General features: G+C 59.5%; 11 protein-coding genes, 1 tRNA gene and 1 pseudogene. 2 read left to right on the plus strand and 11 right to left on the minus strand.

Features of this window, described 5'->3' with window-relative positions; genetic code table 11:
* Positions 1-270: 270 nt before the first annotated feature.
* Entirely contained in the window at positions 271-588 is a 318-nt protein-coding gene (locus tag BN77_RS05110) for a hypothetical protein (RefSeq protein ID WP_007529163.1), read from the minus strand.
* A gap of 229 nt (positions 589-817) precedes the next feature.
* Between BN77_RS05110 and BN77_RS05115 the strand changes: the two genes are divergently transcribed.
* Positions 818-907, plus strand: a tRNA-Ser gene (locus tag BN77_RS05115).
* A 43-nt stretch (positions 908-950) separates the two neighbouring features.
* On the opposite strand, the pseudogene BN77_RS35650 reads toward BN77_RS05115, so the two are convergent.
* From BN77_RS35650 to BN77_RS05165, 10 genes and pseudogenes are all read right to left on the minus strand, one after another.
* A pseudogene (locus tag BN77_RS35650) lies at positions 951-1,692 on the minus strand (integrase core domain-containing protein); the annotation flags it as partial.
* A gap of 139 nt (positions 1,693-1,831) precedes the next feature.
* A complete protein-coding gene (msrA, locus tag BN77_RS05125) occupies positions 1,832-2,353 on the minus strand; it encodes a peptide-methionine (S)-S-oxide reductase MsrA (protein WP_007529169.1) in 522 nt (173 codons plus the stop codon).
* Positions 2,354-2,492: 139 nt separating this feature from the next.
* Positions 2,493-3,797: a nicotinate phosphoribosyltransferase gene (pncB, locus tag BN77_RS05130; protein WP_007529171.1), complete on the minus strand. Its 1,305-nt coding sequence runs from the start codon at positions 3,795-3,797 to the stop codon at positions 2,493-2,495.
* 168 nt (positions 3,798-3,965) lie between these two features.
* Complete coding sequence (locus BN77_RS05135; protein ID WP_007529173.1) at positions 3,966-4,316, minus strand: hypothetical protein; 351 nt, start codon at positions 4,314-4,316, stop codon at positions 3,966-3,968.
* A gap of 89 nt (positions 4,317-4,405) precedes the next feature.
* Positions 4,406-5,365, minus strand: a complete 960-nt coding sequence (locus tag BN77_RS05140) for a 2-hydroxyacid dehydrogenase (RefSeq protein WP_007529175.1) — start codon at positions 5,363-5,365, stop codon at positions 4,406-4,408.
* An 8-nt stretch (positions 5,366-5,373) separates the two neighbouring features.
* The gene (locus BN77_RS05145) at positions 5,374-7,011 is read right to left on the minus strand and encodes an ABC transporter ATP-binding protein (protein ID WP_007529177.1); all 1,638 of its coding nucleotides are present in this window, start codon (positions 7,009-7,011) and stop codon (positions 5,374-5,376) included.
* Entirely contained in the window at positions 7,008-8,156 is a 1,149-nt protein-coding gene (locus tag BN77_RS05150) for an ABC transporter permease (protein ID WP_007529179.1), read from the minus strand. The genes BN77_RS05145 and BN77_RS05150 overlap by 4 nt, the downstream gene beginning before the upstream one ends.
* On the minus strand, positions 8,156-9,250 hold the full coding sequence (locus BN77_RS05155) for a microcin C ABC transporter permease YejB (protein ID WP_007529182.1): 1,095 nt from the start codon (positions 9,248-9,250) through the stop codon (positions 8,156-8,158). The genes BN77_RS05150 and BN77_RS05155 overlap by 1 nt, the downstream gene beginning before the upstream one ends.
* Before the next feature lie 155 nt (positions 9,251-9,405).
* Positions 9,406-11,244, minus strand: coding sequence for an extracellular solute-binding protein (locus BN77_RS05160; RefSeq protein WP_007529184.1), 1,839 nt, complete (start codon positions 11,242-11,244; stop codon positions 9,406-9,408).
* Between the two features lie 112 nt (positions 11,245-11,356).
* Complete coding sequence (locus tag BN77_RS05165) at positions 11,357-11,971, minus strand: TetR/AcrR family transcriptional regulator (RefSeq protein ID WP_007529186.1); 615 nt, start codon at positions 11,969-11,971, stop codon at positions 11,357-11,359.
* Between the two features lie 51 nt (positions 11,972-12,022).
* Between BN77_RS05165 and BN77_RS05170 the strand changes: the two genes are divergently transcribed.
* The gene (locus BN77_RS05170; protein ID WP_007529188.1) at positions 12,023-12,595 is read left to right on the plus strand and encodes an isochorismatase family protein; all 573 of its coding nucleotides are present in this window, start codon (positions 12,023-12,025) and stop codon (positions 12,593-12,595) included.
* The last annotated feature ends 12 nt before the right edge of the window (positions 12,596-12,607 follow it).

A 12,607-nucleotide genomic window follows, 5' to 3' on the forward strand; every position in this document is an offset into this window, starting at 1 on the left:
TCCTCCCGCAAGCCTGTTGCAGGCATGTCTGCGGAACCACCGACCTCCCCCCGGAGGCCTGGCTGGGCGCATCCTTGCATGGCTCAAAAAAAAATTCACGAGAAATTTTTCGACTGGTAAAAATTTGACGCAATTGCCAAAAATGAACTCAGACCGGCTGATTTTTGTACAATATCATCGTTGAGTCGCGGTTTTTCTAGTCAGTTGGGCGGTTGATGTCAGGCTCGTACTGGGCCGATATCTCGTTCAGATTCCGAGCTGCCGCATTCGTTATGCGGCAAATCGGCCGGCCACCGGCGGCTTCTTGTAACCTGCCATCCACAGCAGCAGCGACAGCACCAGGAACACGGCGAAAGCTGGCTGGAGCATCAACCACTGGAAGACGATCGTGTAAAAGCGCGGATGGATATAGTAGGCAATGGACGATTGCAGTATTTCGAGCGAGGAGGGGCTGAGATCCTGCCAGGCGTCGCCCATCGGCGTGATGACAACGGAGGATGCGGCAACGGATTGAATGGAATCAATCGTTCCGGCAATGACGGCAACAGCCAGCGCAACAAGACTCGCCAAACGCAACAGGAAACGCATCGATCTCTCCGGCTAGCAAACGCGCCGGGTATTTACCCGACCAGCCGCACCATTCGCTACCCACAACAAAACATAGTGACAGGCGGGTGGGACTGCAACGGAGGGCTTGGCCGCACTTTTACCGGAAGAAGTCAAAAAACTGTTAGATTTGGGTTGATCGGCAAAAATTCATCGGTATATATCGCGGCCGTTCCGACGATTTGCATCTTCGCCGATGCAGACCGCCAAAGGACAGGTGGCCGAGTGGTTGAAGGCGCACGCCTGGAACGCGTGTGTACGTGAAAGCGTACCGAGGGTTCGAATCCCTCTCTGTCCGCCATCTCTATGATTGTCCGACCAGAGACATAGGTAACAGATCGTCCCTAAGACATGGGTGACAACCTCGTGCCGAACGGGTTGTTGATGGTTTGCAAAGTCCTCTGCTCCAGATCGATATATCCGAGATCATAGTGCATGAAGCTGACGAGCCAAATACCGTCGTCGACCTGCTTGAGGCCGAGCCTCTGACCGGCCATGACGGTTGAGATGTTGATCTTCTTGCGATGGATGCACAGACGGCCGCAGTTGGTTACGATGGCATCGCGGTCGTGGAAGGGATAGCTGATCTCGGGCAGCCCCTCATAGGGTCGCGGCGAAGCCTTGTAGACGTCGGCTGGGACCTTCATCGATAGGGCTCATGCGGTCTTTCGGTGTTGAATTCGCTGACGAACGCGTCGAAGCGCATTTGCTGCTGGAGAATATTGCGTCCGGGCGGACGGGTGGCTTCCTTCTTCAGCGTCAGATGCATGCGTTCATGGCGGCCATTCTCCTGCGGGTGGCCGGGGCGAATGCGTTCGAAGGCGACGCCGAGTCTGAGCCACCAGACCGACAGTTTCGAGAGATTGTAGAGCCCGTTCGGGCTGGCAAACGGCAGGCCATTGTCGGAACGAATGGCAAGCGGAAGCACACGCTCGGCAAAGACTCGCCCGAAGGCATCGAAGACGCCGCGTTCGCGGGTCGTCTCGAAGGCCTCGCAGCACAGGAGATAGCGCGAAGCCTGGTCGGTGATCGTCAGGGGTAACAATACCTGCTGTCGCCCAGCTTGAACTCGCCCTTGAAGTCGGCGCGCCGATGGCTGTGGAGAGCGACGTGCCCACGGCCTTGCGTTGCTCGTCGGCCGCCAGTCCGAAAAGCGCAAAGCCCTGCTCTGTGGAGCAGGGCCTTTTTGGTCAAGGGTGGCTCGAAATGCGAGAAATGCCTGACCTCATCCGACGGCGGCCGTGTCTTGCTTGCGCTTCGGCAACTTCCATCCTGGCCGGACAAAGTGGCACGTGTAGCCGTTCGGAATGCGCTCCAGATAGTCCTGGTGCTCTGGCTCCGCCTCCCAAAAATCACTGACGGGAGCGACTTCGGTAACCACTTTTCCTGGCCACAGGCCTGAGGCGTTCACATCAGCGATGGTGTCTTCGGCGGTCAGCCGCTGTTCGTCGTTGGCGTAGAATATAGCGGACCTGTAGCTCGTCCCGAGATCGTTTCCCTGTCGATTGAGCGTCGTGGGATCATGTATTTGGAAGAAAAACTCTAGGATGTCGCGGTAGCTAGTCGTCGCGGGATCAAACATGATCTCGATCGCCTCGGCGTGGTTGCCGTGGTTGCGATAGGTTGCATTGGCAATCTCGCCCCCAGTGTAGCCGACGCGCGTGGACACGATACCCGGATAGCGTCTGATTAGATCCTGCATGCCCCAGAAGCAACCGCCCGCCAGCACCGCACGCTCTACAGTCATTGGATCTTCCTTTCAGGTCAAAGATGGGTGTCAAGCTTCGGTCGCTTGCGCCCGCACTTCCCTAGATGGGGATCGTGCCCGGGTTTTGCCAGTTTCGGCGCGACCAAGCGCGGCCCCCGTCCAGTGTCGCGGGAATCCCTTAGACAAGCACCGCCTGATCGACGCGATCTTCCGTCCCGAAAAACTTCAAGTAGCGCTGAACCTCCGCCGGGTCGCCGGTTGCTTTCTGCGGATTGTCCGACAGCTTCACGGCGGGGCGACCGTTGGCGTCGATGACCTTGCAGACGATGGAGATCGGGTTTAGCCCGGAGATCTCGGTTGGCGCGCAGCCGGCAAAGTCGTTGGTGAGGTTGGTGCCCCAGCCGAAGCTCATACGCACCTTGCCCTCGAAGTGCTTGTAGGTGTCGATGATCGCATCGACGTCGAGCCCGTCCGAGAAGATGAGCAGCTTCTGGCGCGGATCGCGGCCCATCTTCTTCCACCACTCGATGATCTTCTCACCACCCTCGATCGGCGGCGCGCTGTCTGGCCTAAACCCGGTCCAATCGGCGACCCACTCCGGCGCGTCGCGTAGGAAGGCGGCCGTTCCGAAGGCATCCGGAAGCACGATCAGCAGGTTGCCGCCATAGAGCTTATTCCAGTCGCGCAGAACCTTGTAGGGCGCGCTGCGCAACTCCGCGTCGTTCTTCGTCAGCGCGGCTGCCACCATCGGCAGTTCGTGGGCGTTCGTGCCGACGGCTTCCAGATCGGAATCCATGGCGAGCAAGACGTTGCTGGTGCCCGTGAACGCGGGGCCGATGCCTTCCTTTAGGGCCTCGACGCACCAACGCTGCCAGAGGAAGCTGTGGCGGCGGCGCGTGCCGAAGTCAGAGATGCGCAGACCGGGCAATTCGCGCAGGCGCTCCACCTTTTCCCACATCCGCGCTTTGGCGCGGGCATAGAGCACATCGAGCGTAAAGGGCCCAAGCGCTTTCATTGCAGAGCGCGACCGCAATTCATTGATGATGGCGAGCGCCGGGATTTCCCACATCGTCGTGTCCTTCCACGATCCGTGGAAGTCAAGCACATATTGACCATCGCGCGTCGACAGCTCGTATTCGGGCAGTTGGAAATGTGAGAACCAGGCCAGGAATTCAGGCTCAAAGATCTGTGCGCGCCCATAGAAACTGTTACCAGCGAGCCAGATCGTCTCCTTCTTGGAAAGGCGGAGCGAACGCGCATGGTCGAGTTGCTCACGCAGCTCGCCCTCGTCGATCTCTTCGGCCAGCAGCACGCGCTTCGTGCGATTGATGAGGGTAAACGTGGCGTTGACGTCAGGATAGAGCTTCCAGATCATCTGCAGCATGAGTAGCTTGTAGAAGTCTGTGTCGATCAGGCTGCGGACAATCGGATCGAGCTTCCAGGTGTGATTGTAAACGCGCCGTGCGATATCGGTCTTGGCCATGAACTCCGCCCATTCCCAAACCGGACACATCGCGTCATAAGCCGACGCACGAAGACCGGCTCGTGCGCCTTCTTATCGAAAAATCAGCAGGTAAAGTCCAGTGCAAACCGAAAAGCACCTGGCCAGCTGTCCAACAGGAGCTTTGTGAACCGCCTGGTTCGCCCGTTCTTACTGCACGGGGGCATGCGGGGCAGCCGGCGCGGGACTTGATGCCGGCGGTTGCGGCGTCTCGGTCGGCACCGCATTGCCATTCTGCAATGACGGTGGCTCTGCCGGAGCCGGTTGTTGTGATTGGATCTGCTGTCCAGGTTGCTGCCGAGCGACGTCCGCCGCCTCCTTCTTGCCCCAGATTTCAACAGGGATCCAAACGATGAAGGCAAGCGCCAATGCAACGATCAGGACTGCAAGAATGCGCGTGCCCATGCGGCCTTGCCTCGCCTTGACCGGCGAGATCTGCTCTTCAGCGTGGAGCTTCCCGTCCGATTCTTCCCAGCGCGGTTCCGTCGTCTGCCGTCCCATGCCTTTCTCCTTTCGGTGTCGCGCGAGCCGTGACCGGCTCGCTGCTAATCCGGAAGGAAAACGAATGGCGCCGGGCATGGTTCCTGCGGTCAGTAGCCGGCCTGCCGATCGACAACGAATTGCAGCGCCTCGCCCCTCTCGTAGCGGGCGATCTCCCGCTCGACGTGCCGGAAAAGGGCGGTCTCGTCGGATACCGCTGCATCATGCGGCGTGATGAATACGTTCTCAAGCCCCCAAAGCGGATCATCGGAGGGCAGCGGCTCGACCGAGAAGACGTCAATCGAGGCGCCTCCAAGAATGCCGCCCTGAACCGCAGCGACAATGTCGCTCTGCACCTGGCTCTTTCCTCGGCCGGCATTGATGAACACCGGTTTGCCGAGCGCGCCACCTTGCCGGAGCTTTGAAAACAGCGCCGCATTATAGAAGCTAGTGGTCTCGGGCGTTAGCGGCAGCAGTCCGACGAGAACATCCGTCTTAGACAGGAACTCGTCGGTCCGACCGGGATCGAACGTCTCGATGCCGTCGATTTCCTTGCGGCTGCGCGACCATCCGATGACATTGAAACCCATGATCTTCAGCTTGTGCGCCGCGTCCTGTCCGAGCACGCCAAGCCCCATGACGCCGACAGTAATCTCGGCCGCTTCAGGCGGAACCAGCTTGCCCCAGATGCGCGCGCGCTGGTCTTTGTCATGCTGGTGCTGCTGCCGAAGATGCATGAGGCACTGCATCACCACCCATTCGCTCATCCGGGTCGTCAAGCTACGGTCGGAGAAGCGAACGATCGGAACGTCAGGTAAGCCCGGCAGGTTCATGAAACTATCAACGCCGGCGCCGCCGGAGAAAATAACCTTCAGATCGGGGGCGCGGCTGAAAAGATCCGCGTCCGGCTTCCACAGCAGCGCATAGTCGATGCCGGTCAGATCGCGATCCTTGTTTGCGGGATCGGCGAGATTGATGCTGCCGCGGTCCAAAAAGGACGCCTTAAGGACGCGGGCAATGGTGTCAGGGTCGAACTTCAGATCGACAAGAATGGGCGGTTTTGCGGACATGATAGTCTTTACTGTTGGACGGCGGGTGTCGGGACCGCCTCGATGTTGAAGGCGGCAGCCATTAGCGCCTTGGTATAGTCGTCCTTGGGCGCACTGAAGATCTTGGCGGAAGGTCCTTGTTCGACGACCTTGCCGAAGCGCATGACGATGACGTCGTTCGCCAATGCCTTTACCACCTTCAAATCGTGGCTGATGAAGAGGTAGGCGAGATCGTGCTTCCTCTGCAGATCACGCAGGAGGTCGACGACCTGCGCCTGGACACTCATATCGAGCGCCGAGGTCGGCTCATCCAGCATTACAAAGCGCGGCTTCAGCACCATGGCGCGGGCAATGGCGATACGCTGGCGCTGCCCACCGGAGAATTCGTGCGGATACCGCCAGCGGGTCAGCGGATCGAGGCCGACCTCCTCCAGCGCCCAGCAGACCCGCTGATCACGTTGCTCGTAGGAAAGCGACCGTTCATGCACCTTGAGCCCCTCGGCGATGATGTCGCCAACGGACATGCGTGGGCTGAGCGAGCCGTAGGGATCCTGAAACACGACCTGCAGCTGATTGCGGAGAGGCCGCATTTCCGTGAATGTATAGCTGGCTATGTCCTTGCCAACGAAGCTGATACGGCCCTGCGACGAAATCAGGCGCGTCAGTGCGAGACCAAGCGTTGTCTTGCCGGAACCGGATTCGCCGACGACGCCCAGAGTTTGCCCCGCGCGCAGCTGAAGATCGATGCCGTCGACAGCCTTGACGTGATCGACGACCTTGCGCATGAGCCCGGACTTGATCGGAAACCAGACGCGGATGTTCGATCCCTGCATCACGATAGGCTTGGAGGAGTCTGTACGCGGGGGCTCGCCGCGCGGCTCAGAGGCCAAAAGATGCCGGGTATAGTCGTGCTTCGGATTGCGGAAGACCTCTTCCACGGTACCAGTCTCGACGATCTTCCCCTTCGTCATCACGCAGACCCGATCGGCGAACTTGCGGACAATGCCGAGATCGTGAGTGATGAACAACATGGACATGCCATGCTGGCCCTTCAGCTGTCGTAGCAGTTCGAGGATCTGCGCCTGCACGGTCACGTCGAGCGCCGTCGTCGGCTCGTCGGCGATCAGAAGCTCCGGCCGATTGGCGAGCGCCATGGCGATCATGACGCGTTGCCGTTGGCCGCCGGAAAGCTCGTGTGGATAGGCTTTCAGTCGCTTTTCCGGCTCGCGAATGCCGACCTGATTGAGAAGTTCGAGAATCCGCGTGCGGGCAGCCTGCCCGGTCACGCCCTGATGCAGCTCGAGGACCTCGGCGATTTGCTTCTCGATCGTGTGCAGCGGATTAAGCGACGTCATCGGCTCCTGAAAGATCATCGTGATGTCATTGCCGCGCACGTCGCGCAACGCCTTGTCAGATGCCTTCAGGAGGTCCTTGCCCTTGAACAGGATTTCGCCGGAGGGATGGCTGGCCGCAGGGTAGGGGAGCAGACGCAGGATCGAATTGGCGGAGACCGATTTGCCCGAGCCGGACTCGCCGACCAGCGCCACGACCTCTCCCTTGCGGATTTCGAAGGAGATGCGATCGACAGCCAGCGATGTATCGCCGCCCTGGTGGAATGCTACGGAGAGAGCGCGAACGGACAGCAGTGTTTCGGCAGCGTCACTCATTGAAACGTCTTTCTGGGATCGAATGCATCACGAACCGCCTCCCCGATGAAAATCAAGAGCGACAGCATGATCGACATGGTGAAGAACGCGGTCAGCCCGAGCCACGGCGCCTGCAGATTGGCCTTGCCCTGCGCGATCATCTCGCCGAGTGAGGGGGAGCCTGGCGGCATGCCGAAACCGAGGAAGTCGAGCGAGGTCAACGTCGTGATCGAGCCCGACAGGATGAACGGCAGGAACGTCAGCGTCGCGACCATTGCGTTCGGCAGCAGGTGGCGCCACATGATCGTCCGGTTGTTCACCCCGAGCGCGCGGGCGGCCCGTACATATTCGAAGTTGCGGGCCCGCAGGAACTCCGCGCGAACGACGCCGACGAAGCCGACCCATGAGAAGAGGAGCATGATCCCGAGCAGCACGAAGAAGCCGGGGGGCAAAATGGCTGCTATGATCAGCAGGATGTAGAGCACCGGCATCGATGACCAGATCTCGATGAAGCGCTGCAGCAGCAGGTCCGTCCAACCGCCGAAGTAGCCCTGTATCGCGCCGGCGCTGACGCCGATAATTGCCGAGCAGATCGTCAGCACCAGACCAAACAGCACCGAGATGCGAAAGCCGTAAATGACGCGGGCAAGCACGTCACGCGCCTGATCGTCCGTACCGAGCCAGTTGAGGTTGCCAAGGTTGCAGCCGGGATCGGCCGCTCCTTGCGGATATCCAGAGCAGCGCTCTTCCTTGCTCATCAGCCAGAAGGGCGGGGTCGGCGCCGAATGCGGGATATTCGAGTTGACCGAGCGATAGGAGTAGCGAATCGGGGGCCAGATCATCCAGCCATTGGCGTTGATCTCCTCCGAGATGACCTCGGAGCGGTAATCGGTCTCCGCCAGGAAGCCGCCGAACTTCTCTTCGGGATAATTGACCAGGACGGGGAAGAGGATCTCGCCTTTGTAGGAGGCGATAATCGGCCGGTCGTTGGCGATGAATTCGGCAAACAGGCTGAGCACGAAGAGGGCAAGGAACAGCCAGAGCGACCAGTAGCCCCGCCGGTTGGCCCTGAAATTCTTCCAACGGCGGATGTTGGTCGGCGACAGCAGGCCCTTGCGCGGCGGCTTGACCGGCGTTGCGGTGCTCGGGTTGGCGGCGGTGTCCATCAGACGTCCCTCCGCTCGAAGTCGATGCGCGGATCGATCCATGTGTAGATCAGGTCGGAAATCAGGCTGACGAACAGGCCGAGTAGCGAGAAGATGTAAAGGGTGGCAAACACGATCGGATAATCGCGGTTGACGACTGAAAGATAGCCGAGCCGCCCCAGGCCATCGAGCGAGAAAATGTTCTCTATCAGCAGCGAGCCGGTGAAGAAGGCGGAAATGAAGGCGCCGGGGAAGCCGGCGATGATAATCAGCATGGCGTTGCGGAAGATGTGTCCGTAGAGCACCTGCCGTTCATTCAAGCCCTTCGCGCGGGCTGTCACCACGTATTGCTTCTTGATTTCTTCAATGAAGGAATTCTTGGTGAGCAGCGTCGTCGTCGCGAAGGCGGCAAGCGAGAGCGAGATCAACGGCAGTGTCAGGTGCCAGAAATAGTCGAGCGGCTTCTGCCACCAGGCGAGTTGGTCGAAATTGTCTGAGACGAGGCCGCGCAGCGGGAACCAGTCATAGAAGGATCCGCCGGCAAAGAGCACGATCAGAAGGATACCGAACAGGAAGCTCGGAACCGCATAGCCGATGATGATGACGCCAGAGGTCCAGACGTCGAAGGTCGAGCCGTCCTTGACCGCCTTGCGGATGCCAAGCGGGATTGAGATGCCGTAGGAGAAGATCATGATCCAGACGCCGAGCGAAGCTGAGACTGGCAGCTTCTCCTTGATCAGGTTCAGCACCGAGGTATTGCGGAAGAAGCTTTCGCCAAAGTCGAAGCGGATGTAGTTCCACATCATCTCGCCGAAACGCGTCAGGGGCGGCTTGTCGAAGCCGAACTGCTTTTCGAGCTTGGCGATCAATTCAGGATCGAGCCCCTGGGCACCGCGATATTTGGAGCTGCCTTCATCGAGGCCACCGCCGCCGAGGAGATCGCCGCCGCCGCCGGAAAGGCGAGCATCGGCGCCCTGCGCATCGCCGGTCAGCTGTGCGATGACCTGCTCGACCGGACCGCCGGGGGCGAACTGGATGACGGTAAAGGAGATGGCCATGATGCCGATGATCGTCGGAATCATCAAAAGCAGGCGGCGAAGGATATAGGCGCCCATCAGTAAAGGCCCTTCCGGAAAAGCTTGCGTCGAGCGCTACCCAGTCTATCGCCGTTCAATCCGTGCGGTCTCCTAGTGGTGTGGCCAAGCGCTATGCCTTGTCCTGATTCGCATCGTTCATTTGGAGCGCAGCCGTCGGGCCAATGCAAGCCTACTCATTTTGACGCAGCCGATGACCACCAGGCATCTGGGAAGCCGGTGCCATAGGTCGGATATTCGGCCGGGCGGGTGATCGTGTTCCAATAGGCGATTGATTGCGCGCCGCGATAAAATAGCGGAACGACATAGTGTCCTGCCAGGAGCACGCGGTCGAGCGCCTTGATCGCAGCCACCTGCTCGTCCCGGTTGGGGGCAAAGATCACCATGCGGATGAGCGCATCGATCGCCGGATCGGCGATGCCCGCATAATTGCGCGAGCCTTGCTGGTTGGCCGATCCGGAGCCCCAATAGTCGGCCTGCTCGTTGCCGGGGTTCATCGTTTGGGCCCACACATTCCAGATCATGTCATAGTCAAAGCTGCGCACGCGGTTGGTGTATTGCGAGGCATCCACGGTCCGAACGCGCGCATCGATGCCGATCTTCTTGAGATTATTGGTATAGGGCACCGCCCAGCGTTCCAGCATCGGGCTGGACAGCAGGATCTCGAAGCTCATCGGCCTGCCGGTCTTGGTGTTGACCATGCGGTTGCCCTTGATCTCCCAGCCAGCTTCCTTGAACAGCCCGATCGCCTTGCGTAGGTTATCGCGGCTCTTCTGCGGATCGCCGCCGACCGGGTTGGTATAGCGGGTGGTGAAGACCGCGGGCGACAGCTTGTCCTTCAATCCTTTCAGGATTTCCAGCTCACGGCCCTCAGGCAGGCCCGAGGAGGCGAGCTCGGTGTTCCAGAAATAGCTGTCGATGCGCTTGTAGGTGTTGAAGGCTACGGTGCGGTTCAGTTCCTCAAAGTCGAAGCCAAAGTTCAGCGCCTCGCGAACCTTTTCGTCCTTGAAGATGTCACGGCGCGTGTTCGGCACCAGAGCCTGCATGATGCCGGTGGCGCGAAGTGCGTTGGGAACGTCCTCCTTCTTCACGCGCCCGTCCTTGACGGCGGGGAAATCATAGCCGGTCGCCCAGCGTGCCGCCTGCGTCTCCTGCCAGTAGTCGCTATTGCCGGCCCGGAATGCCTCGAACTCGACGTCCCGGTCACCAAAATAAGTGTAGGTGATGGAGCCGAAATTGTTCTGGCCGACGTTCACGTTGAGGTCCTTGCCCCAATAGTCGTCGCGCAACTCGTAGCGGATGGTTGCACCTGGCGCGAAGGCAGCGATCTTATAGGGGCCGGACCCCATCACAGGCTCGAGCGTCGTCTTGGAAATGTCACGCGGCTTGCCATCCGGCCCCGTGCCCTCCCACCAGTGCTTCGGTACTATGGTCAGCTGACCGAGAATATTGGGAAGCTCCTTGTTGTTCTTCTCATCGAAAGTAAAGGTCACGTCGCGTTCGCCGGTCTTCTCGGCCTTTAGAACATGCTTGTAGTAGTTGGACAGGAGTGGATTGAGCTCCTTCGATTTTTCGAAGCTGAAGACGACGTCCTCCGGCGTCACCTGGCTTCCGTCGGCCCACTTGGCTTCCTTACGCAATCGGAAGGTCGCGCTCGATACGTCGTCGGGAGAAGAAACGCCTTCGGCCAAAAGACCGTAGGAGGCGAGTAGCTCGTCGTCGGCCGATTTCATCAGTGTTTCGAAAGGCAGCGTCAGCCCGACCGCCACTTCCCCCTTTGCAAGCAGCGGATTGAAGGTGTCGTAGGTGCCGGTAGCCGTAAGCCGCAAATTACCGCCTTTCGGCGCATCCGGATTGACGTAGTTGAAATGCTTGAAACCCGGCTTGTATTTCAGCTCGCTGATGACGGAACTGCCGATCTGGAAATTTGGCTCCTGGGCAACCGCCTGCAGCGACAACGCCAATGTGCCGAAGAGAGAAAGGACTACACCAAGTTTCGACCACGTAAGCGCCATTCGCCAACCCCGATTGTTTTTCTGCTTTTGCCGACAATAGGCCAAAAGCAGGCGAAAAACAGGTGAGCCGCCAGTTTTTGTCTGGCTCGCAGGATCGCGACCAATGCGCCGGTCAGGTCGTCGCTTCCTCCAGCCTTTTGTGCAGCATTCCCCGTAGTTCCGCCACCACGCGCGGGTCGCCTCCGATGTCCGAATCGTGCGCTGCAGTTACGATGATCCGAAGGAGTTCGAGCACTAGCGCGGCCAGCAGGTCCACGTCGTCGCCAATCGACGGCACGGCCTTACGTAGCAGCGCTGTGATATTGCCGCGCAGTTCCGCCCGTGATTGTACCTTGCGTTCCTTGGGAATGTCCCGCCGCGCCGCCAGAACCGGAAACTCGCGATGTTCCTCTAGAAAAGCCCCAAGTCGGGCGAATATCGCGTCGCCGATCTCCGCCGCGCGTTTGCCGTCCACCTTTCCCCGCAGATCCACCAGGGCGGCGTTGAGCTGCCTCAGTCGTTCGAGATGCAGCGCCTCCGCCAGAAGCATTTTGGTTGGGAAGAACTGGTAGAGCGAGCCAATCGAGGATTTTGCCTCAGCGGCGATCTCAGTCATCGTCGCGGCTTCGTAGCCTCTTTCGAGAAACACCTTGGCCGCGGCCTCGGTGAGAACGGCGACGCGTTCCCGCCCGCGCTTCTGCTTCGGCGAACGATTGATCAGATCCGGGCTTGATTTTTGTGAGGGCATCCTCATATTTCCAATTGTGAGGATGACCTCATGTTTATTCCGGAGTCTTTCATGTCCCTCTACGATCCCAAGACCACGGCCCTGATCTCCATCGATCTGCAGGGCTTCATCATTGCCAGGCCTGTGGCACCCCATTCCGCCCAGCAGGTGATCGAAAATACGGCCGCAATCGCAAAGTCGCTGAAATCCGCCGGCGGCACTACGATTTTCGTAACTATCGGATTTTCCGCAGACTATGCCGATGCTGTCAACCAGCCGACCGACGACCCGGCCGCCTTCCCACAGGGTGGACTGCCGGCCGAAGCCCTGCGCGAGCCCCCCGAGATCGCGGCCCTCACGCCCGACGTACGCATCGCCAAGCATCAATGGAGCGCCTTCTACGGGACTGAAATGGATCTTCAACTGCGCCGCCGCGGCATCAAGACCGTTATTCTCACCGGCATTGCCACGAATTTTGGTGTCGAAGCCACCATCCGCGATGCCTTCGCGCATAACTATGCGGTCATCGCCGTCGAAGATGCGATGACGACATTCTCAACCGAGATGCAAGCCTTTGCCTGCGAGCGTATTTTTCCGCGCCTTGCCCGGGTGCGCAAAACCGCCAACGTTCTCGCGAACGCCTGAGCCTCACACGCT

The sequence above is a fragment of the Rhizobium mesoamericanum STM3625 genome, from assembly GCF_000312665.1.
Classification (GTDB): domain Bacteria; phylum Pseudomonadota; class Alphaproteobacteria; order Rhizobiales; family Rhizobiaceae; genus Rhizobium; species Rhizobium mesoamericanum.

Coding starts and splice junctions, on each gene's coding strand:
- BN77_RS05165 (WP_007529186.1), bottom strand. CDS start 11,971: ATGCCCTCACAAAAATCAAGCCCGGATCTGATCAATCGTTCGCCGAAG.
- BN77_RS05135 (WP_007529173.1), bottom strand. CDS start 4,316: ATGGGACGGCAGACGACGGAACCGCGCTGGGAAGAATCGGACGGGAAG.
- BN77_RS05140 (WP_007529175.1), bottom strand. CDS start 5,365: ATGTCCGCAAAACCGCCCATTCTTGTCGATCTGAAGTTCGACCCTGAC.
- msrA (WP_007529169.1), bottom strand. CDS start 2,353: ATGACTGTAGAGCGTGCGGTGCTGGCGGGCGGTTGCTTCTGGGGCATG.
- BN77_RS05145 (WP_007529177.1), bottom strand. CDS start 7,011: ATGAGTGACGCTGCCGAAACACTGCTGTCCGTTCGCGCTCTCTCCGTA.
- BN77_RS05160 (WP_007529184.1), bottom strand. CDS start 11,244: ATGGCGCTTACGTGGTCGAAACTTGGTGTAGTCCTTTCTCTCTTCGGC.
- pncB (WP_007529171.1), bottom strand. CDS start 3,797: ATGGCCAAGACCGATATCGCACGGCGCGTTTACAATCACACCTGGAAG.
- BN77_RS05110 (WP_007529163.1), bottom strand. CDS start 588: ATGCGTTTCCTGTTGCGTTTGGCGAGTCTTGTTGCGCTGGCTGTTGCC.
- BN77_RS05155 (WP_007529182.1), bottom strand. CDS start 9,250: ATGGGCGCCTATATCCTTCGCCGCCTGCTTTTGATGATTCCGACGATC.
- BN77_RS05170 (WP_007529188.1), top strand. CDS start 12,023: ATGTCCCTCTACGATCCCAAGACCACGGCCCTGATCTCCATCGATCTG.
- BN77_RS05150 (WP_007529179.1), bottom strand. CDS start 8,156: ATGGACACCGCCGCCAACCCGAGCACCGCAACGCCGGTCAAGCCGCCG.